Source organism: Methylobacterium platani (assembly GCF_001653715.1).
Classification (GTDB): domain Bacteria; phylum Pseudomonadota; class Alphaproteobacteria; order Rhizobiales; family Beijerinckiaceae; genus Methylobacterium; species Methylobacterium platani.
The window spans coordinates 1-20,839 of sequence record NZ_LWHQ01000046.1 but is presented as its reverse complement, the minus strand read 5'-3'; the positions used below and the strand labels follow the sequence as shown (position 1 = coordinate 20,839).

At 70.5% G+C, this 20,839-nt stretch carries 19 protein-coding genes; 1 reads left to right on the top strand and 18 read right to left on the bottom strand.

The genetic code is table 11. The features are described 5' to 3' along the window. Positions 1–20 precede the first annotated feature (20 nt). The 18 genes from A5481_RS22510 to pxpA form a co-directional block, all read right to left on the bottom strand. Complete coding sequence (locus tag A5481_RS22510) at positions 21–1,709, bottom strand: hydantoinase B/oxoprolinase family protein (RefSeq protein WP_048433619.1); 1,689 nt, start codon at positions 1,707–1,709, stop codon at positions 21–23. A gap of 20 nt (positions 1,710–1,729) precedes the next feature. After that, a complete protein-coding gene (locus tag A5481_RS22505; protein WP_048433618.1) occupies positions 1,730–3,748 on the bottom strand; it encodes a hydantoinase/oxoprolinase family protein in 2,019 nt (672 codons plus the stop codon). Between the two features lie 15 nt (positions 3,749–3,763). Beyond that, positions 3,764–4,687, bottom strand: a complete 924-nt coding sequence (locus A5481_RS22500; RefSeq protein WP_048433617.1) for a branched-chain amino acid--2-keto-4-methylthiobutyrate aminotransferase — start codon at positions 4,685–4,687, stop codon at positions 3,764–3,766. Then, positions 4,684–5,763 (bottom strand): branched-chain amino acid ABC transporter permease, encoded by a 1,080-nt coding sequence (locus A5481_RS22495; RefSeq protein WP_048433616.1) that lies wholly within the window; start codon positions 5,761–5,763, stop codon positions 4,684–4,686. Before A5481_RS22495 ends, A5481_RS22500 begins: the two co-directional genes overlap by 4 nt. Beyond that, positions 5,763–6,677 carry a branched-chain amino acid ABC transporter permease gene (locus A5481_RS22490; protein ID WP_048433615.1) on the bottom strand — a complete coding sequence of 305 codons (915 nt, stop codon included), beginning with the start codon at positions 6,675–6,677 and terminating at the stop codon, positions 5,763–5,765. The genes A5481_RS22495 and A5481_RS22490 overlap by 1 nt, the downstream gene beginning before the upstream one ends. Next, a complete protein-coding gene (locus tag A5481_RS22485) occupies positions 6,674–7,426 on the bottom strand; it encodes an ABC transporter ATP-binding protein (protein ID WP_048433614.1) in 753 nt (250 codons plus the stop codon). Before A5481_RS22485 ends, A5481_RS22490 begins: the two co-directional genes overlap by 4 nt. Positions 7,427–7,428: 2 nt before the next feature. Beyond that, on the bottom strand, positions 7,429–8,205 hold the full coding sequence (locus A5481_RS22480; protein WP_048433613.1) for an ABC transporter ATP-binding protein: 777 nt from the start codon (positions 8,203–8,205) through the stop codon (positions 7,429–7,431). Between the two features lie 32 nt (positions 8,206–8,237). Next, positions 8,238–9,434: an ABC transporter substrate-binding protein gene (locus A5481_RS22475; RefSeq protein ID WP_048433612.1), complete on the bottom strand. Its 1,197-nt coding sequence runs from the start codon at positions 9,432–9,434 to the stop codon at positions 8,238–8,240. A 448-nt stretch (positions 9,435–9,882) separates the two neighbouring features. After that, entirely contained in the window at positions 9,883–10,083 is a 201-nt protein-coding gene (locus A5481_RS22470; RefSeq protein ID WP_048433611.1) for a hypothetical protein, read from the bottom strand. After that, entirely contained in the window at positions 10,080–10,829 is a 750-nt protein-coding gene (locus A5481_RS22465) for a GntR family transcriptional regulator (protein WP_048433610.1), read from the bottom strand. The genes A5481_RS22470 and A5481_RS22465 overlap by 4 nt, the downstream gene beginning before the upstream one ends. 180 nt (positions 10,830–11,009) lie before the next feature. After that, on the bottom strand, positions 11,010–12,962 hold the full coding sequence (locus tag A5481_RS22460; protein ID WP_048433609.1) for a hydantoinase B/oxoprolinase family protein: 1,953 nt from the start codon (positions 12,960–12,962) through the stop codon (positions 11,010–11,012). Positions 12,963–12,967: 5 nt separating this feature from the next. Continuing rightward, positions 12,968–14,992 (bottom strand): hydantoinase/oxoprolinase family protein, encoded by a 2,025-nt coding sequence (locus A5481_RS22455; protein ID WP_048433608.1) that lies wholly within the window; start codon positions 14,990–14,992, stop codon positions 12,968–12,970. Between the two features lie 278 nt (positions 14,993–15,270). After that, positions 15,271–16,221 carry an AraC-like ligand-binding domain-containing protein gene (locus A5481_RS22450; RefSeq protein WP_048433607.1) on the bottom strand — a complete coding sequence of 317 codons (951 nt, stop codon included), beginning with the start codon at positions 16,219–16,221 and terminating at the stop codon, positions 15,271–15,273. 216 nt (positions 16,222–16,437) lie between these two features. Then, positions 16,438–17,418, bottom strand: coding sequence for a 5-oxoprolinase subunit C family protein (locus A5481_RS22445; RefSeq protein ID WP_048433606.1), 981 nt, complete (start codon positions 17,416–17,418; stop codon positions 16,438–16,440). Beyond that, positions 17,411–18,274: a 5-oxoprolinase subunit B family protein gene (locus A5481_RS22440; protein WP_048433605.1), complete on the bottom strand. Its 864-nt coding sequence runs from the start codon at positions 18,272–18,274 to the stop codon at positions 17,411–17,413. The genes A5481_RS22445 and A5481_RS22440 overlap by 8 nt, the downstream gene beginning before the upstream one ends. Positions 18,275–18,290: 16 nt before the next feature. Beyond that, positions 18,291–19,652, bottom strand: a complete 1,362-nt coding sequence (locus A5481_RS22435) for an acetyl-CoA carboxylase biotin carboxylase subunit (protein WP_048433604.1) — start codon at positions 19,650–19,652, stop codon at positions 18,291–18,293. A 5-nt stretch (positions 19,653–19,657) separates the two neighbouring features. Continuing rightward, positions 19,658–19,900 (bottom strand): acetyl-CoA carboxylase, encoded by a 243-nt coding sequence (locus tag A5481_RS22430; protein WP_048433603.1) that lies wholly within the window; start codon positions 19,898–19,900, stop codon positions 19,658–19,660. A gap of 27 nt (positions 19,901–19,927) precedes the next feature. Then, the gene (pxpA, locus tag A5481_RS22425) at positions 19,928–20,662 is read right to left on the bottom strand and encodes a 5-oxoprolinase subunit PxpA (RefSeq protein WP_048433602.1); all 735 of its coding nucleotides are present in this window, start codon (positions 20,660–20,662) and stop codon (positions 19,928–19,930) included. Here pxpA and A5481_RS34985 point away from each other — a divergent pair. Continuing rightward, the coding region (locus tag A5481_RS34985) for a hypothetical protein (RefSeq protein WP_209436150.1) at positions 20,640–20,839 on the top strand (200 nt) is incomplete at its 3' end. The two genes, pxpA and A5481_RS34985, sit on opposite strands and share 23 nt — an antisense overlap.

Sequence of the window (20,839 nt, the reverse complement as noted above, 5' to 3'; positions counted from 1 at the left end):
AGGGTGGGGGGCGGCGGCTGTCAGTCAGCCGCGTAGACGGTGCGGGCCTGCTCGGGCGTGATGAACCCGTCGAGAAGGTCGTCGCGGACCCGGGCCCTGTCGCGGGCCTCCGGCGGTCCCCAGCCGCCGCCGGCCGGCGAGCTGATGCGGATGCGGTCGCCGGGGGCGATCGGTACGTTGGCGAACTTGCTCGGCGAGACCTTGCCGAAGGCTTGCGTGACCGTGAGCCAGTGCCGGCTTCCGGCCCGCATCATCAGGAGCTCGGCCTTGGCGCCCTCGTGCCCGCCATGAAGGCCCCAGGGGCTGACCTTCTGGCGGTCGCTCATGTAGCTGAAGGTCATCGGGGTGCCGGTGCTGCGCACGGTCTTCGAGAGGGCGAGGCCGCCCCGGAAGGTCCCCGGGCCGCCCGAGCCGTCGACGAGGCGGAACTCCTCGACGTGCCAGGGGAAGCGGTACTCGAACACCTCGACCGGGATGTGCGGGCAATTGCCGTTGATGCCGCCGACCGCGTCGTTGCCGTCGGCGAAGCTGCGCCCGCCCCACCCGACCGGGGTGAGGTCGTAGCAGCAGAAGAACTCGCCGGTCGCCGGGTCGGTGCCGCCGAACAGGAAGTTGCTGTGCGTCGCCCCGTCCGTCGCCGCGGAGCGCTCCTTGAGGCCCGGTGCCAGCGCGCCCATCACGCAATTGGCGATCCGGCAATGGGTTTCGGTGTTGCCGCCGACCGAGGGGCCGGGGAAGTTCACGTTCACCACCGTGCCGGGCGGCGCCAGCACCCGGATCGGCCGGAAGCAGCCCGAATTCTTCGGGATCGTCGAATCGGTGAGCTGCAGGACCGCGTTGTAGGCCGCCCCGTAGGCGACCCCGAGGGTGCCGTTGATCGGCCCCTTCGCCTGCGGCGAGGAGCCGTGATAGTCGACCACGAGGTCGGAGCCCGTCACCGTCACCTCGGCCCGGATCGTGAAGGCCCGGTCCTCGATGCCGTCATCCTCCATGCAATCCTGAAAGACGTAGCGCCCGTCCGGGATCTTCTCGATCTCGGCCCGCATCCGGCGCTCGGAATAGTCCATCAGTGCCGCGACGTGCTCGCGGAAGGCCGCGACGCCGTGCTTGCGCACGAGGTCGGCCATGCGCCGCTCGCCGAGATCGGTGGCGGCGATGAGGGCGCGGAAGTCGCCGTAATTGTAGCGCGGCGTGCGGACATTCGCGAGCATCAGGCGCCAGACGTCGTCGACGTCGCGCCCCGCCCGCTTGATCTTGACCGGCGGCACCCGCAGGCCCTCGTGGAAGACCTCGGTCGCCTCGCCGGCGAATCCCGCCGGCGCCATGCCGCCGACCTCGCAGACGTGGCCGATCGCGACCGAGAAGCCGATCAGGCCGCCCTCGACGAAGACCGGCTTGAAGAAGGTGTGCTCGGGCGTGTGCAGACCGCCCCGGTAGGGGTCGTTGTGGACGAGGACGTCGCCCTCCTCGAGGTCGGACAGGGCGATCTCCTGCACGCAGGAGCGCAGCAGCAGCGGCATGCCGCCGATCATCGAGGGGCAGAAATCGCCGGTGGCGACGAGCTCGCCGGTCGGCAGCGCGAGGCCGCAGGTGAAGTCGAGGGATTCCGAGAAGATCGTCGAGTAGGAGGTGCGCATCAGCGTCACCCCCATGTCGCGGCAGATCGAGACCAGGATGCCGCCGACGATGTTGAGCGAGACCATGTCCATGGCGATGTGCTCCCCGGGCTTCAGGCGGTGATCAGCAGGTTGCCGGTGCGGTCGACCGTCAGGCGCTTGCCGGGATCGAGCACCGTGACCGAGGCCGCCTCCTCGACGAGGGCCGGCCCGGCGAGCGCGTGGCCGGCCCGCAGGTCGTCGCGGGCATAGACCGGGGTGTCGGCAAAGCCGTCGCCGAACCAGACCGGACGCCGCCCGCGCGGCACGGCCGGGCCGTCGGCCTCCGGGATCGCGGGGAAATCGAGGTCGCCGGTGCGGGCGGTGCCGGTGACCAGGAAGTTGACCATCTCCATCGGATCGTCGAGGCGGAAGCCGAACCGCGCCTCGTGCTGGGCGTGGAAGGTCGCGAGGAGGGACGCGACCTCGGCCTCGGCGAAGCTCTCGGCCTCGGTCGGGATCTCCAGCTCGTAGTTCTGGCCGAGATAGCGCATCTCGACGCTGCGCCGGATCGCGACCTCCCGGTGCCCCTGGGCCGCGAGCTCGGCCCGGCACTCGGCGACGAGATCGCCCATCGCCGCGGCGGCGCGGTCGCGGTCGAAGGCCCGGGAGGTGAGCTGGACCGTGCGGGCGCGGTCGACCCGCGCATCCGCCATGGTGAAGCCGAAGGCGGAGAACTGGCCCGGAAAATTCGGCACCAGGCCGCGGGGAATCGCGGCCTCGCTCATCAGGTCGCTGACATGCGGCGGGCCGGCGCCCCCGAAGGCGACGAGGACGAAGTCGCGCGGGTCGAGGCCCTGCTCGGTCAATACCGTGTGCAGCGCCCCCACCATGTTGTTGTTGGCGATCCGCACGATGGCGAGCGCCGCCTGCTCGACCGAGAGGCCGAGCGCCTCGCCGATCGGCGCGACCGCCGCGCGGGCGGCCTCGGCATCGAGCGCCATGGCGCCGCCGAGGAAGCTGCCGGCGCCGATGCGGCCGAGCACCACGTTGGCGTCGGTGACGGTGGGCAGGCTGCCGCCGCGTCCGTAGCAGGCAGGTCCCGGATCGGCCCCGGCGCTCTCGGGCCCCACCACCAGCATGCCGCCGGCATCGATCCGGGCGATCGAGCCGCCGCCGGCCCCGATGGTGCGGATGTCGATCATCGGGACCTGGATCGGCCGGCCCCAGGAGATCTCGAAATCGGTGGTGAACTTCTCCTGCCCATCCACCACCGTCGAGACGTCGGTCGAGGTGCCGCCCATGTCGAGGGTGACGAGGTTCGGCAGGCCGAGATGCGCGGCGACGCGCTTGGCGGCGATCACCCCGCCGGTGGGGCCGGAGACGGCGATCTGGATCGGCTGCGCGACGGCGGCGTCCAGGCTCATCTCGCCGCCGTTCGAGCGCATCACCACGATGCCCGCCGCGACGCCCTGCTCGTCGAGCTGCCGGCGCATCGCCCCGAGCTGGCGGCCGACCACCGGCTTGATGAAGGCGTCGCAGATCGTGGTCGAGGCGCGGAAATGCTCCTTCCACTTCGGCAGCACCTCGTAGGAGATCGAGACCGGCAGGCCCGGCAGGCGCTCGGCGAAGATCGCCTTGATCCGGCGCTCGTGCTCGGGCGCGAGGTAGGAATGCAGCAGCACCACCGCGACCGCCTCGACCGCGCCCTCCTCCTTCAGCCGGTCGGCCAGCGCGGCCACCGCCGCCTCGTCGAGGGGCTGGAGCACCGACCCGTCGGCGCCGACCCGCTCGTCGACCTCGTGGGCGTCGCGCCGCATCACGAACGGCTTCGGCTTGACCCAGGCGAGGTCGTAATGGTGGCGCCGGTTGCCGCGGCCGATGAACGGCACGTCGCGAAAGCCTCGCGTCGCCACGTAGGCGACCCGGGCGCCCTTGCCCTCGAGGAGCGCGTTCGTCGCCACCGTGGTGCCGAGCCGGATCGCCCGGATCGCCGGGACGTCGCCGAAGGCGCGCAAGCCCGTCATGATGCCCTGGATCGGGTCCTGGGGCGTCGAGAGGTTCTTCCACGCCCGGAGCGCCCGGCCGGATTCGTCGTAGGCGACGAAATCCGTGAAGGTGCCGCCGATGTCGATGCCGAGGCGGTAGGCCATGGCGTCCTCCCTTCGTCAGATGGTGCCGGAGGCGTAGTCGACCGGGGTGGCGTGCCAGCCTCGGGCGCGCTTGTCCCAGAAGGCGTCGTACAGGCGCCGGAAGACCGGGCCGGGCCGGTCGTTGCCCATGATCCGGCCGTCGATGCGCGAGGCCGGCATGATCCCGCCGGCGGTGGTGACGAGCAGGATCTCGTCGGCGTCGCGCAGCTCCGCCGCGGTGACCGTCCGGATCGCGACATCGAGGGCCATCTCGCGGGCGAGCTCGATCACCGACTGGCGCGTCAGCCCTTCGAGCACGCCGGCATCGGGCGTGGCGAGCCGTCCGTCGGCGACGACGAACAGGTTGAAGCCCGGCCCTTCCGTGACGTGGCCGTCCTCGTCGAGGAGGACGCAGAAATCCGCGCCGCGGTCATGAGCCTCGAACTGGCCGCGGGTCAGGTCGGCCCAGTGGAAGTTCTTCGCCCGCGGATCGACCGAGCGGGCCGGGATGCGCAAGGTCTCGGCGACGACGAGGTGGGCGCCGCGCTCCATCACGTCGGGCCGCACCAGGGAGATCCACGGCAGGGCGAAGGCCGCCAGGTAGTTGCGGGCATAGGCCGGATGGTAGGGCTGCCCGGCGGGCGGGCGCCCGCGCAGGCAGTCCATCGCCACGTAGGCGTCGCGCAGGCCCGCGAGGGCGACGCAGCGATGCAGCACCCGCGCGATCGCCGCGTCGTCCTCCGGGGGGGCGAGCCGGAAGGTCTCCATCGAGGCGCGGAAGCGCCGGATGTGGTCGTCGAGCCGGAAGAAGGCACCGTCGCGCACGCCGACGACGTCGTAGGTCACGTCGGAGCGGCGATAGCCCCAGTCGGTGATCGGGATCGCGGCTTCGGCGATCGGCATGAAGCGGCCGTCGAGATAGGCGGCGCCGGCCGACCAGGGTGGGGGCGTTTCGGTCACGGGCGTCCTCCGGGGGCTGTCACGACGCCGCCTTCGGCCGGGGTGAGGCCGGCGGGGGCCGGCCCGGCCGAGGGCAGGACAAGCTCGCGTCCGCGGCTGAGGCCGTTCGGACGGAAGATCAGGATCAGCGCCATGACGAGGCCGAGCCCGATCTCCTGGCTGCCGGCGGGCAGGGCCAGGGTGGTTCCGCCGAGGGATATCCCGCGCTCGAGGAGGCGCAGGACCTCGACCACCGCCGTCACCGCGACGACCCCCGTGACCGCCCCGGTGAGGCTCGCCTGGCCGCCGACCACCAGCATGGCGATCGTGATGAAGGACAGGCTGAGGTAGAACGGATCGACCGTCAGGATGCCGAGGAACTGGGCGTAGAGACCGCCGCCCATCCCGGTGATCGCGGCGCTGAGCACGAAGGCGACGAGCCGCATCCGCACCACCTTCACGGCCGAGGCGCGCGCCGCGGCCTCGTCGTCGCGGGAGGCCCGCAGCATCAGGCCGAAGCGCGAGACCTGGAACCCGTAGGCGGCCAGGATCGCCAGCCCCGCGAAGGCGTAGGCGGTCCAGGGGCCGACCACCGTCGGGATGCCGACGATCGAGCTGACGCCGGCGGTGACCGAATCCCAGTTGGCGTAGACGCTGTTGACGATGATCAGGAAGGCGAAGGTGGCGATCGAGGCCGCCGTCCCCGACAGCCGCATGATCGCGAGGCCGAGCCCGAAGGCGACGACGGCCGGCAGGAGGACCGCCCCCAGGATCGCGGCCCAGAACGGGAGCTGGTTCTCCTGCAGCACCGCCGGCAGGCCTTGCAGCATGATCTGCTTGAACGACGGCTCGGCGGTGGCCCAGGCCGCCGCGTAGGCCCCGATGCACATGAAGCCGACCTGGCCGAAGGAGATGATGCCGGAATTGCCGATGAAGACGAACAGGCCGACCACGACGACGACCCGGATGAACATCTCGGTCAGCGTCACCTGCACGGCGTCGCCGCCGACGAGGCTGAGGGCGGCGACGAGCCCGAGGAGCAGGATCAGCAGGAGCGGCGTCTGATGGCGGGCGAGATGGCGCATCGCGGTTCCCATCAGACGCGCTCGATCGTGCTGCGGGCCGGCACGAGGCCGCTCGGGCGCACCAGCAGGACCAGGATCACGAAGGCGAAGGCGAAGGCGTCGCGGAAGGCGCGCAGGTCCGGCGGCAGGTAGGCCTGCAGCATCGTGACGATGAGCCCGATGGTGAAGCCGCCGACCACCGCCCCGACGAGGCTGCCCATGCCGCCGACCACCACCGCCACGAAGGCGAAGAGCGCCAGCGGCACGCCCATCATGTGGCTGAGCGAGCCGGATTGCGTGGTCGTGAGAAGCGAGACCACGCCGGCGAGGATGCCGCTGATCGCGAAGGCGAGGCCGATCACCAGGTTGCCGCGCACGCCGAGATACTGCGCCATGCGGAAATCTTCCGCCGCCGCCCGCATCTGGATGCCGTAGGGCGTCTTCTTGAGGAACAGCGTCAGGCCGCCCATCAGCACCAGGGTCACCACCAGGGTGACGAGCTGGAGCATCGGCACCCTGAGCTCTCCGATCAGGATCTGGCTGTTGGCGCCGCTCCACAGGTCGACGGCCTTCGGCCGCGCGCCATAGGCCATCAGCACGCCGTTCTGGATGATGTAGCTGACCGCGAAGGAGGCGATCATCAGGGTCGGCGAGGAGGCGCGGCGCAGGGGCCGGAACACCAGGGCGTCGGTGAGGAGGGCCGCCACGATCACGATCAGGCAGATCGTCGGGATCATCACCGGCCAGGGCCAGCCGCCGATGAGGAGGCGGGCGGTGACGTCGGCCGAGGGGACGATCAGCGCGTAGGCGCCGACCGTGATGAAGTCGCCATGGGCGAAGTTGATGAGCCGCAGGATGCCGAACAGGAGCCCGATGCCGAGCGCCACCAGGGCGTAGATGCTCCCGAGGCTCACGGCATCGATGAGGTTCTGCAGGAACGGGATCACGCGCTCGCCTCCGCCGGTTGGGCCGTCCGCTCGCCGAAGCCGAAATACGCCCCTCGGATCGCCTCGCCGTCCTTCAGGTCGGCGGCCCTGCCCTCGAGCTGGATGCGCCCGCCGCGCAGGACCGAGATGCGGTCGGCGTGCTTGAGGATGCGGGTCGAGCTCTGTTCGTTGATGAGCAGGGTGAGGGAGGCCTGCCGGCGCAGGTCGAGCAGGATCTCGTAGATCTGGTCGATGATCTTGGGCGCCAGGCCCAGCGACGGCTCGTCGACGAGGAGCAGGCGCGGCCGGGTCATCACCGCGCGGGCCACCGCCAGCATCTGCTGCTCGCCGCCCGACAGCCGCCCGGCCGGGCTGTGCAGGCGCTCGCCGAGCCGCGGAAGCAGCGACAGGATGCGCTCGCGGTCGGCCCGCGCCGCGGCGCGGTCGCCGCGCAGATGGCCGCCGACGGCGAGGTTCTCCTCCACCGTGAGCGTGCCGAAGACGTGGCGCCCCTCCGGCACCAGCGAGACACCGAGCCGGGCGATCTTTTCCGGCCGCTCGCCCCGGATGCTGGCGCCGTCGAGGCGAATGTCGCCGGCATGGGGCACGACGCCGCCGGCGATGGCGGCCATCGTCGTCGACTTGCCGGCGCCGTTCGGCCCGATGATGCAGACGACCTCGCCCTCGGCGACCGACAGCGAGACGCCGCGCAGGGCCACGAGGTCGCCGTAGCGGACCTGGATGTTCTCGACCGAGAGGAGGGGTGCCATGCTCAGGCCTCCATGCCGAGATAGGCGGCCATCACCGCCTCGTGGCGCTGGATCTCCTCGGGCGTGCCCTCCGCCAGGGTACGGCCGCCGTCGAGGACGTGGATGCGCCGGCTGATCCCCATCACCACCCGCATGTTGTGCTCGATCAGGAGGACGCCGCAGGTGAAGGTCGCGGGGATCGACGCGACGAGTTCCATCAGCTCCTCGCATTCGGCGTCCGACATGCCGGCGGCCGGCTCGTCGAGGAGCACGAAGGCCGGGGACAGGACCAGGGCGCGGGCGATGCCGAGGCGGCGCTGGTCGGTATAGGCCAGCGCGCCGGCCGGCAGCGCCGCCTTGTCGGCGAGCCCGATCCAGTCGAGCATCGCCCCGGCGTGCTCGCGGGCGGCGCGCAGCGACAGGCCGAGCCCCGCCCCCGTCACCTCGACGTTCTCGATCACGCTCATGTCGCGAAACAGCCGGCCGGCCTGGAAGGTGCGGGCGACGCCGCGGGCGCGGAACTCCGCCGCGTTCCAGCCCGCGGTGTCGGCCTCCCCGAGCAGCACCCTCCCCTCGGTCGGGCGCTGGAAGCCGGTGAGGCAGTTGACGAGCGTCGTCTTGCCGGCGCCGTTCGGGCCGATCAGCCCGAACACCTCGTGGCGTTGCAGCGTCAGGCTGACGCCCGCGATCGCCGCGAGACCCTGGAAGCGCACCGCGAGCCCGTCCGCGGACAGCTCCGAGGCGTTGGTCAGGGAGCGGTCGACGCCCCTGGCCGCCGGTTCGACGTAAGCACGCTGCATGGAGGCCGAGTCCTTCGCGTGGGAGATGCCGGCTACTTCTTCAGCCGGTAGAGGACCGCGTCCGGAATGGTGTCCTTGATGGTCCATTCCTCGACCGGGCTCTCCTTGCCGTCGGCATACGAGACGACGATCATCGGCATCTTGGTCTGGATGTGGAGCTTCGGCGTGAAGGTGCGCGGACCCAAGATGGTCGGGGCGTTGTCGTCCTTGTTGAGCTCGGCCACGACCTTGGCGGCATCGGTGGTGCCGGCCGTCGTCACCGCCTTCGCCCAGAGCTCGAGGAAGGCGTAGATCGGGTAGGCGTACTGGGTCGTCGGCGGCTTGCCGTATTTCTTCGCGTATGCCGCGGTGAGCTCGTTCACCGGGGGACGCGGGTCGTCGACCGTCAGCGCCTGGACCGGCAGGTAGAAGTCCTTCAGGCCCGGCGTCGAGTTGAGCCAGTAGGTGCCGTCCATCGCGGTGGCGCTGAACACCGGCAGGTTCACCCCGGCCGCCCGCAGCTGGCGTACCGCGCTCGCCGCGCCCGGATTGGTCGAGCACAGCATCACGTGGTCGACCCCGCCGGTCCGGATCGCATCGTTGAGACGGGTGATCTGCGAGTTGATGGTGGGATCGAGACCCTTGAAGGTGTCCTGGCCGACGATCTTGCCGCCGACGGTCGGAAAATTCCACTCGTAGCCGGCACAGACCGACTTGTTGTACTCGATGGTCTCGTCGACCAGCATGTAGCCCTTGCGCACGCCCTTCTTGGCGTAGCCCCAGCCGGCCATCACGGCGCCCTCCAACTGCCCGGCATTGTTGGCGGTGAAGGAGTAGGGTCCGACGCCGATCACGCCGGCCTTCGGGTCCGAGGCGCCCATGAAGACCGAGACCACCCCGGCCTTCTGGGCCTGGAGCGCGGCCGGGGCGCCGTAATCGTAATCGGCCGAGACCAGCAGCAGGTTGGCGCCCTGGTCGATCAGCTGCTTGCCGACCTTGGCACCCTCGACCCGGTCGGTCTTGGTGTCGGCGGTGACGACCTTGATCGGCTTGCCGAGGAGGCCGCCCTTCTGGTTCGTCTGCTCGATCCAGAGCTGGGCCATCTTGGCGGCCTCACCGTCATAGGCCTCCATCCAGCCGGAGAAGGCGACCGCGAGCCCGACGGTGATGCCGTCGGCCGCGGCCGCGGGCCGTGCCCCGAGGGCGAGGGCCGTGGCCAGCACCGCGCCGATGATCCGCTTTCCCGTCATCGTTGGTCCTCCTGCCTGAAGGCCGGGCGCACCGGCCGCCTCTGGTCTGGTCGCACGTCCCCGGGGCGGAGCCCGAGGCAGCCGCGCCCGTTCGCGGCCCGGGGCCGCGGTGAATGTCTCGCTCCGGTGCCCGAACCCGGCGTCCGTCAGGTCCTGGCCATGACGGAAAGGCGCAGGCTCCCCTCTCCCGTGTCGGCGAGGGGTAGGGGCGATCGGAGATCGCGCGAGGGTGCTACGGTCCTGAATCAGGCTCCCAGTGTGGTGCTGCGAGCACGGCGTTCGGTGTTCTTCACGGAACCGTTGCACCCTCACGCGGGATCTTCGTTCCCCCGGCCCCTCTCCCGCACGGGAGAGGGGAAGCGTGCCTTACTTCGAAAATCCAGCACATGAACCGACGCGCACTTACAGAAAATCAATTCAATATCCGAACTCAACGACTCATGATTGACTAAGAACCCGCCTCGCCAGCCTCCCGACGCCGCGCCTCCCGCTTCCGCTCCCAGTCGACGCACCAGGCGGAGCAATAAATCCTTCCATCGGCCCGCACCGTGTCGGGCGCCTCGTTGGCCGGGTTCTCGTAGAGGAGGATGCCGCAATTCGGGCACTTGGCGTAGCTCTCGACGTAGAGCCGGTTTTGCGCGAACTTCATCCCCGTATCCTCCGGACCTGGCTCGGCGGGACGTCCCCGGCATCGATCAGCGGCTCGCCGCGGCCGGTCCGGCCGTACATCCGGTGGACGAAGGCCCAGGTCGTCTCGAGGTGGTGCTGCATCGCCGTCACCGAGCGCTCGACGTCGCCGGAGGCCAGCGCCTCGACGACCGGCAGGTGGGCCAGCGCCGAGTGCAGCGGCGGCTCGCGCTCGAGATCGACGTAGGCGATCAGCATCTGGACCTCGGTGTCGATGCCCTCATGCGCCCGCAGGGTCTGGCGGTTGCCGGACAATTCGCAGATCCGCCGGTGCAGGGCCATGTCGGCCTGGTGCAGCTCGGCGAGCCGCCCGGCCCGGGCCGCCGCGATCATGCGCTCGACGAGGCGCGCGAGGTCGTCGTGGTCGGGCCGGCGCATCCGCGGCAGCGCCTGGCGGATCGCGAAGGATTCGACGCAGATCCGGAACGAGAACACGTCGTCGACGTCCTGCCGCGTGAACCGGCGCAGGAAATGGCCACGCCGCGGTGCCGAGACCAGGAAGCCGCGCTGGGCGAGCCCCGAGACCGCCTCCCGCACCGGGTTGCGGCTGATGCCGAGCGTGCGGGCGAGCTCGGCCTCGTTGATGCGGTCGCCCGGGCGCAGGCGCCCGGAGGTCAACGCATCCAGCAAATAGTGCTGCACCTGATCGGACAAGCTCAGCGTGTCGATCAGCCTCTGCACGGCGCCCGTCTCCGGCAATCGCGACATGAACGGTCTTCCTCCTGCGGGCGGCACGCGCCGGGGCGGATCGAAAACCAACTGTCTGCTTTCGAATACTAAAACTGCAGACAGTGGACAGTTTATGAACCTGACATCGACTGTCAACGCGAAGGCTTGCGGGAATGTTGAGCGGCGCCTGCCCGCTGCGTGAGCAGGCGCCGCCGGACCTCAGGCGTCGCGCCACGATGCCGCCGAGCGCTTGGCGAACTGCTCGCGGAACTGCGCGGTCGAGCGCGGCAGGAGGGTGCCCTTGTCCCAGTCGAGGAGCACGCCGTAGCGGCGCACCACGTCGAGGGTATCGAGGCGCCCGGCCCGGAAGTCTTCCGCCACCTGCTCCGGATCGGCCGCGAGCCAGCCCCGGCGCTGGCCGCGGATCTCGGTCCGCAGGGCCTCGGTCGCGGCGGCATCGACCTCGTAGTGGCAGAGCTCGGCGTCGATCACCCGGATCACGACGCCGTAATCCTTCGCGGCTCGAGCGACCGAGACGTAGTCGTCGGCGACGTCCTCGACGACCTTCGCGGGATCACGCTCCAGGGGATCGCCGAAGCCGCCGCCGCCGGCGGTCGGGCGGCTGAACGTGTCGCCGGGGCCGATCGGCACGTCGGAGAAGACCGAGCCGAGCCATTCCTCGTCCTGCCCCGCCCGGGTGAGGGAGAGGCCGTGCGGCATGGAGGGCAGGCCGCCCTCGATGCCCCAGACCACCGCCCGCTCGCGGTCGCAGATGTAGGAGATCACGCTGCCCTCGGCCTCCAGCATCACCGAGGTCTTGCGCACCCCGGCACCGCCGCGCCAGCGCCCGGGTCCGGCGGAATCGGTGAGGATCTTGTACTCGGTGGTCAGGATCGGGTTCGCCCGCTCCTGCCCCTCGACCGGCTGCGACATCAGCCCGGTGCCGAAGCAGGCGGTGGTGACGTTGCTGCCGTCCTTGCCGTTGCGCCCGCCCCAGCCGCCGGGCAGCCAGTCGTAGAACATGTAGATCGGCTTGTCGGCCCGGCGCCCGTCGCGGCCGCCGGTCAGGAGGTATTCGAGGTTGAACGCGCAGGCGATGGCGCGCTCGGGCATGATCCGCGACCACATCTCGTAGATCGCGTTCATGATCTTCTCGAACGGCATCAGGAAGCCGGTGACGGCGACCGGCCATTTGGCGTCGACGATCGACCCCTCCGGCGCGACGATCGAGAAGGCGCGGTAGAAGCCGCTGTTGAGCGGCAGGTCGGGGAAGAAGGTCTTCATGCCCGCCGCCACCGCCGAGAAGGTGGCGCCGAAGGCGGAGTTGTAGATCGACCCGATGGTCGGGTGGCTGCCGGTGAAGTCGTAGGTGACGGTGTCGCCGCGGATCGTCATCTTGATCCGGATCGGGATCATGCCCTCCGGCCCGCTCGGGTCGCGGTCGATGAAGTCCACCGTCTCCCACTCGCCGTCGGGCAAAGCCGCGAGGCGCTGGCGGACCGCGCGCTCGACGTAGTCCTGGACGGCGGCCAGACCCGTCTCGACGGTGTCGCGACCGTATTTCCCGACGAGGCGCAGGATCTCGCGCTCGCAGACCTGCGTCGCCTCGGCCTGGGCCTGGATGTCGCCGATGATCGAGGCCGGGTCGCGGGTGTTGGCGGCGATCAGGCAGGCGACGTCGGCGCAGAACCGGCCCTTCGAGAACAGCCGCACCGGGGTGATGCGCAGGCCCTCGCGGAACATGTCGCGGGCGGTGACGTCGAACGAGCCCGGCACGCTGCCGCCGACGTCGGACCAGTGCCCGTTCGACTGGCTGAAGGCGATGATCTTGCCGTCGGCGAAGATCGGCCGGATCAGCCGCACGTCGCAGAAATGGGTGCCGCCGGCGTAAGGATCGTTGATGGCGAAGACGTCGCCGGGATGCATGTCGCCGTCGAAGGCCCGCATCACGTCCTGGCAGGTGAAGTGCAGGGTGCCGACATGGACGGCGATGTCCTGGTTGCCCTGCGCAGCCGAATGGCCGTGCGCGTCGTGCAGCGCGCTCGAGAAGTCGCGGTTGTAGATCACGAAGGAGTAGCAGGTCCGCAGGATCTGCTCGCCCATCTGGTCGACGCTGGTGATGAAGGCGTTCTTCAGCACCTCGAAGGTGACGGGGTCGAGGGTCTCGGCCATGGCGCTCACTCCTTCACCCGGATCAGGATGTTGAGGTAGCGGTCGACCTCCGCGCTGGTGCCGGGCGGGACCAGGACGGTCGAATCGACCTGCTCGACCACTGCCGGGCCGGGGAGGCGGAACCCCGCCGGCAGGGTCGTGCGGTCGTAGACGGGGGTGTCGTGGGCGGTCCCGTCGAACCAGACGGGGCGGCGGCTCGAGGGCGCGGGCGTCGCGCCGGTGGGTTCGTGGGTGGCCAGCGCGGCCTTCGGCACCACGCCGACGGCCTTGAGGTTGAGGCGGAAGAAGCCGACCGGCGCGTCGTCGCGGCGGAAATTGTATTCGCGCTCGTGGTGGCGGTGGAACGCCTCGGTGAGATCCGGGATCGCCCCGATCGGCCGCGGCGCCGGCACGGCGAGCGAGCGCCACTGGCCCTGGTACATCATGTCGATGCTGCGCTGGAGCACGATGTCGCCTTCCGCGACGCCCTCGTGGGCGAGGCGGGCCAGCGCCTCCGCCTCGAGCCGGCCGAACTCGGCCTCGATCGCCCCCGGATCGGCCTCGGCGGCGCCGACGAGGTAGCTCTCCGAGAAGTCGTGCTGGATGTCGACGAGGAGGCAGCCGAGGGCCGAGGTGACGCCGGGATTGGGCGGCACGATCACCACGGGAATCGCGAGCTCGCGGGCGATGTCGACCCCGTGCAGGGCACCGGCGCCGCCGAAGGCCACGAGGGCGAAGTCGCGGGGATCGTAGCCGCGGCTGATCGAGATCAGCCGCACCGCATCCGACATGTTGGCGTTGGCGACCCGCAGGATCGCATCCGCCGCCTCCGGCAGGGAGAGGCCGAAAGGCTCGGCCACGCCCTCGCGCACGGCCTCGGCCGCGAGGTCCCGGTCCAGGGTGATCTTGCCGCCGGCCAGACTCGTGCCGAGCCGGCCGAGCACCACGTTGGCGTCGCTGTTGGTGGGCTGGCGGTTGCCGTTGCCGTAGCAGGCCGGTCCCGGATAGGCGCCGGCCGATTGCGGCCCGTTGCGCAAGGACCCGGCCTCGTCGGTCCAGGCCAGCGAGCCGCCGCCGGCCCCGATGGTCAGGACCTCGATCGAGGCGAAGCGGATCGGGTAGCCGAACTCGATGTGCCAGTCCTTCGTCACCCGCGACTGGCCCTCATAGGCCAGCGACACGTCGGTCGAGGTGCCGCCCATGTCGAGGCCGATGGAATTGGCGTAGCCGCACAGGCCGGCGATGTGGCGGCTGGCGATGGCGCCGGCCGCGATGCCCGAGCCGGCGAGCCGCGCCGCGAAATCCTTGACGCTGCCCGGCGTCATCACCCCGCCGCCGGTATGCAGCAGGAGCAGGTCGCGATCGTAGCCCCCGTCGCGCAGGCGCTCGCCGAGGCGGGTGGTGTAGTCGACGACGACGGGGCTCAGCGCCGCGTTGACCACCGTGGTCGAGAAGCGCTCGTGCTCGAAGATCTCCGGCAGCACGCCCGAGGAGATCGAGACCGGCACCCCGGGCAGTTCCTCCTCCAGAATCGCCTTCATCCGGCGCTCGTTCGCGCCGTTGACGTAGGCGTTCATGAAGCAGACCGCGACCGCCGCGACCTCGCGGCGGCGCAAGGTTCTGGCGACCCGGCGCGCTTCCGCCTCGTCGAGAGGGGTGACGATCGTTCCTTGCGCGTCGATCCGCTCCGGCACGATGAGGCGGTCGCGCCGGGGCACGTAGGGGCGCACCACGTCCTTGTAGGTGTCCCAGAGATCTTCCTTGTTGGCGCGCCGGATCTCGATCACGTCGCGAAAGCCCGCGGTGCAGACCATCGCGGTGCGCGGCAGCCGCCTCGTGATCAGGGCGTTGGTCGCCACCGTGGTGCCGTGGGAGAACAGGGCCACCCGGGACAGGTCGATGCCGGCCTTGTCGACGCCCGCCAGGATGCCGTCGATCGGATCGCGCGACGAGGCGGTCTTCTCGATCCGGATCAGTCCGGTCGCCTCGTCCATGATGCAGATATCGGTGAAGGTGCCGCCGACATCGACGGCCACGCGCAGGGTCTGCAAGGGAAGGCCTCCTCGCTGTACATGTGTCGTTTCGGTGAAGGTTTACTCGCGCCCTTCACCAGCGCTCTTCGTCATCCTGGGGTCGCGCAGCGGGGCCCGAAATCCAGGCACGCAGGTCGTCCAGAAAAAGGCCGCTACCGTTTCGCTCTCGACTGCATCAACTGCGGTTCTGGATCCCGGGCTTCGCTGCGCGACCCCAGGATGCCCCTGTGAAGCGTCATCAATCCGCGTGCTCTTCAATCGTAGGGGAATCCGGACGTGATCGCGTTCGGATTCCCTCACCCCCGAGCCGCTGCCCTCGCCTCCCGCGGGGTGCGGCCGAACTCGGCCCGGTACTGGCGGCTGAACTGAGCCTGGTCGCCGAAACCCCAGCGATAGGCGATCTCGGAGAGCGAGGTGCGGCAGGCCGGGTCGCGTAGGGACTCGTCGCACATCGCCAGCCGCTGGCGGCGGATGAAGCCGCAGACGCTGGTCCCTTGCGTCTCGAACAGCTGGTGAAGGTAGCGCACCGACAGGCCGCAGGCCTCGGCGACGCCCTGCGGCCCGAGATCGGCGCGGGCGAGGTGGGCGCGGATGTAGCGCTCGACCCGGTGAAGGTGGGCGCCCTGGACCGACGAGGCCTGGCTGCCCAGCGTCCGCGGGTCGGCCTCGACCGCGAGCGCCAGGAGATCGACGAGGTGGCGCCCGGCCATCGCCCGGGCCGCCTCGTCCAGCTCCTCGACCCGCGGCGCGGTGAGGCGCAGCATGTCGACGAACAGCGCGCCGACGCCCTGCGTGGCATCGAAGCTCAAGCTGGCGAGGCGCTCGGGCGCCCCGATCCGGGCGCGCAGGACGGGGCTCGGCACCTTCAGCACCCAGAGGGCGTTCGGCTCCGTATAGGCGAACTCGTAGGGCAGGTGGCTGCGCTCGATCAGGAAGGCGCCGGGCCGGCAGCGCACGTCCTTGCCGTCCTGGCGGAAGCTGACCTCCGCCCGCTCCGGGACGGTGATGAGGAAGCTCTCGTCGTGGGCCTGAAGCAGGTGGCGGGCGTGGCGGCGGTAGACGAGGCCGTCCGAGACGTTGCGGGAGATCGCCAGCTCGCCGAGGTTCCAGACCTCGAGGGCACCGGAGAAGGCCGGGCCGGGGCGAAATCCCAGTTCGAGCGGGAAGTAGGTCCGGCTGACCGCCTCGCTCCAGGCGCGCTTGCGCTCCACCGGCTCGGCGTGTGCGGTCGAGAACGCGGTTCGCATCACCCGATCCTCCTCCTGCTGCCACGGTGCGGATCGCTGCCCGGCCTCTCTTTGCCGGCTCAGGCCAGCGCAGTAGACGGCGTTCCGGCGTCCCGCTCTTGTTCGTCAGTGCGCGAAGACTTGCTTCTCAGCGCGCCGATCTTCACGCAACCGCGCGCAACGGCCATGCCCCGGAGACCGGGTCTCCGGGTTGCTTGACGATGTCCCGGGCCTCGCTCACGCGAGGGCGTCCCGGATCCGGGCGAGCCGCTCCGCAGTCTCCCGCCGCGCCGCCAGCGCCCCCGCCATGTCGGTGCGGGCGAAGTGCACGGGCTGGTGCGGCTGCAGCTGCCCGATCAGGTCCATGTCCGCAGCAATCACCGTGCCGATCATGAAGTAGCCGCCCCCCGACACCGCGTCGCGGTGCAGCACGATCGGCTCGGTGCCGCCCGGCACCTGGATCGAGCCGTAGGGGTAGCAGCTGTCGACGATGTTCGAGGGATCGGAGCCGGCGCCGAAGGGCGGCTCGCGGGGAACGAAGTCGAGCGGATGCCCGCCGCGGAAGCGGTAGCCGATCCGGTCCGCTTCGGGCGCCACCTTCCAGGGATCGGCGAAGAACCGCTCGGTCGCCTCGCCCGTGACCCGGTGGTCGTAGAGGCCGGGCAGCATCCGCAGGACCGGCTCGGCCTTGCGCCGCAACGCCGCCGGGAGGTTACGCCCCTCCCCGACCGGGCGCCCTCGCCCGAGCCGGAGCCGGTCGCCGGCCTTCAGCGCCCGCCCCTCGTGGCCGCCGAGCGCGCCGAGCGCGTAGGTCGCCCGCGAGCCGAGGACCACCGGCACGTCGATGCCGCCCGACACCGCGATCGAGGCGCGGGCCCCGGCCTTGAGGAAGCCGAAGGACAGGACCTGCCCGGACCGGACCGACAGGGCGGTCCAGCCCGGCTGCTCGACCCCGTCGAGCTTCGGCGGCATGTCGGCCCCGGTCACCGCCACGGTGGCATCCGCGGCGAAGCGGATCTCCGGCCCGAGGAACACCGCCTCGAGCCCGGCCGCGCCCTCGTCGTTGCCGACGAGGAGGTTCGCGGCGATCAGGGATTCCCGGTCCATCGCCCCGGAGAGCGGGATGCCGAGATGGTAGTAGCCGGGCCGGCCGAGATCCTGCACCGTGGTCGACAGGCCGGGCTTGACGATCTCGATCGTGGACTCGGGCTCAGCCATGGAGCACCCCCAGGAGCGCGGCGTTGGTGCCGGTGGGATCGGCCTGGAAGGCGGCGAGCGAGAAGTCGACCTCGCGGATCAGCGGGCTGAACCGCCCGGCCTCGACCTCCTGCACCGCTGCGTCGTACGCATCCCGCCCGACGGGCCGGAACTTCACGATGTCACCTGGCCGGAACAGGACCATGAAGTCGCGCAGGTAGCTGATCTCCTGCGCCGGATCGTAGATCGGCATCGGGGTGATGCCGAACATCTGGTAGCCGCCGGCCCCTCGCACCGAGTAGATCGCCCCGAAGCAGCCGCCATGGCCGATCGTCAGCTTCGGCGTGTCGGTGCGGGGGCGGAGATACTTCGGGGCCTGGATCTGCTTGTCGCGCTCGACCATCTGGTACAGGAACGGCAGGCCCGCGACGAAGCCGACCATCGAGACGAACCAGGGCGAGCCCGCATGCGCGGCGATCAGGGACGGCACGTCCGGATAGCCGTTGATCCGCGCGGTGTATTCGAGGTCGGTCGCTCCCGGATCCTGGTGGCGCTCGCGGAAGCGCATCAGCGTCTCGCGGGTCCAGGGGTCGTCGTAGAAGACCGGCATCTCGATGATCCGGGTCTTCAGCTCGGCCCCGCCGGCGCCGGCGCCCTCCAGGCTCTTCAGCTCCCCGAGCAGGTCGTCGGGGGCGATGAGATCGGGGTCGAACTTGATCTGGAACGAGGCGTTGGCCGGGCAGATCTCGGTGACGCCGCGGATGCGGCTGTCGCGCACCGCGTTGGTGATCGAGAGGCTGCGGAAGAAGGCTTCGAGGGACATCGCCTCGTCGACCTCGACGAAGACGTGCTCGTCGCCACCGAACGTGTAGCGCATGGGTCGCGAGGCCTCCTCAGGCGGTGAGCGGGTGGGCGTCGAGCCAGGTTTCGAGCCAGCGGGTGTGGACGTCGCCCGCCCGCACCTCCGGATCGGCGACGAGCGCCCGGTGCAGGGCGGCGGTGGTCGGCAGGCCCTCGACGGCGAGTTCGCCGAGTGCCCGGCCGAGGCGGGCGAGCGCCGCCTCCCGGGTCTCGTCGTGGACGACGAGCTTGGCCAGGAGCGAATCGTAGAAGGGCGGCACTGCGTAGCCGGGATAGAGCATCGTATCGACGCGCACGCCGGGCCCGCCCGGCAGGCTCAAGGACGTGACCGTGCCGGGCGCCGGCCGGAAGCCGTCGGCCGGGTGCTCGGCGTTGATCCGGACCTCGATCGCGTGGCCGCGCGGGCGCACGTCTCCTTGCGACAGGCGCAAGGGCTCGCCCCCGGCGATCCGGATCATCTCGCGCACGAGATCGATCCCGGTGATCATCTCGGTGACGGGATGCTCGACCTGGATCCGCGTGTTCATCTCGATGAAGAAGAACGCGCCGGTCCCCGCATCGTAGAGGTATTCGAGGGTGCCGGCGCCGCGATAGCCGACAGCCTTGGCGAGCCTCACTGCCGAGTCGCACAGGGCCTCGCTCGCCTCCGGCGACAGGCAGGCGGCGGGCGCCTCCTCCCACACCTTCTGGCGCCGGCGCTGGAGCGAGCATTCGCGCTCGTGGAGATGGATCGCGTCGCGCCCGTCGCCGAGCACCTGCACCTCGACGTGGCGGGCGCGGCCGACGAAGCGTTCGAGGTAGAGGCCGCCATCGCCGAAGGCGGCCTTGGCCTCGGCGGTCGCCTGCGGGATCAGGACCGCGAGTTCGTCGGAATCCCGGGCCACCCGGATGCCGCGCCCGCCGCCGCCGGCCGCCGCCTTGATCATCACCGGAAAGCCGATCGCCGCCGCCGCCGCACGGGCCTGGTCGAGGCCTTCGATCCGGCCCTCGCTGCCCGGCACGGTCGGCACGCCGGCCTGCGCGGCGATCGACCGGGCGGTCGCCTTGTCGCCCATCCGGCGAATGGTCTCGGGACGGGGTCCGATGAAGGTCAGGCCCGCCTCCTCGACCATGCCGGCGAAGTCGGCATTCTCCGACAGGAAGCCGTAGCCCGGATGGACCGCGTCGCAGCCGCTCTCGACCGCGGCGCGCAGGATCGCCTCCTTGTTGAGGTAGGACTTGCCGGCATGGGCCGGGCCGATCTCCGCGACGGCGTCGGCGAGGCGGGCGGGCAGCATCGTCCGGTCGGCGGCACTCACCGCCTGGACGGTGGCGATCCCGAGTTCGCGAGCGGCACGGACGATGCGCAGGGCGATCTCGCCCCGGTTGGCGACGAAGATCCGGCGGATCGCCATGCGGCTCAGGCCTCGAGGTCGTAGAGCGGCTGGCCGGCCATGATCGCGTCCTCGTTCTCGACGTGGAAGCCTTTCAGGGTGCCGGCCTCCTCGGCGAGGACCGGGGTGAAGGTCTTCATCACCTCGATCAGCCCGACCGTGTCGCCGACCGCGACCGGGTCGTTCTCGGCCTTGAACGGCGGGTCGCCCGGATTGGCCGCCCGGTAGAAGGTGCCGGGGATCGGGGACTGGATGGTCTTGAGCGCCATGGATGGTCCTAACCGTCGATCGAGGGATCAGGCCGCGTGCTCCAGCCCCTCCCGGCGGAGGGCCTGGCGCAGGGTGCGGGCGAGGTCGGCCGCCCCCGGCGTGTCGGAATGGATGCAGATGCTCTCGCGGCCGACCGGGACGTCGCGCCCGCCGACCGTCGCCACCACCCCCTCGCGCAGCGCCCGCAGGCAACGTGCGGTGCCGGCCTCGGCCTCGACCGGCGGGTGCTCGCGGGTGATGATCAGGCTGCCGTCGTCGGCGTAGTCGAGGTCGGCGTAGAACTCCGCCACCATGGTGTGGCCGCGCGCCGGATAGACGCTCTCGTGCAGCGTGCCGCGCATCCCGAGGATCGGCACCCGGAAGATGTCGACGGCGTCGCAGACCGCCCCGGCGATCTCGGGGTCGCGCGCCGCCATGCCGTAGAGCGAGCCGTGCGGCTTGACGTGGTTGAGGGTCATCTCCTCCGCGTCGAGGAAGCCCTTCAGCGCGCCGATCTGGTAGATCAGGCAGTTCGTCAGTTCCTCGCGGCCGATCTTCATCTCGCGCCGGCCGAAGCCCTGGAGGTCGGGCAGGGACGGGTGGGCGCCGACGGCGACGCCGTGGGCACGCGCCAGCCGCACCGTCGCCCGCATGTGGTTGAAGTCGGAACCGTGGAAGCCGCAGGCGACGTTGGCGATGTGGATGTGGGGCATCAGCGCGGCGTCGTCGCCGAGGCGCCAGATGCCGAAGCCCTCGCCCATGTCGCAGTTGATCGAGACCATCGGGGTGCCTCCGTCCGGACCGCGGACGGAGAGTTGCAAGCGGTCGCACCATTGTAAAATCGGAAATCTGCGTGCCGGCTTTCGAAAATTCCGATACCTTTCGCCGCGTCGGGGGCCGGGCATGTCGATCTCGCTCAAGCAGATCCGCTACTTCATCCAGGGCAATCGGGTGAATGA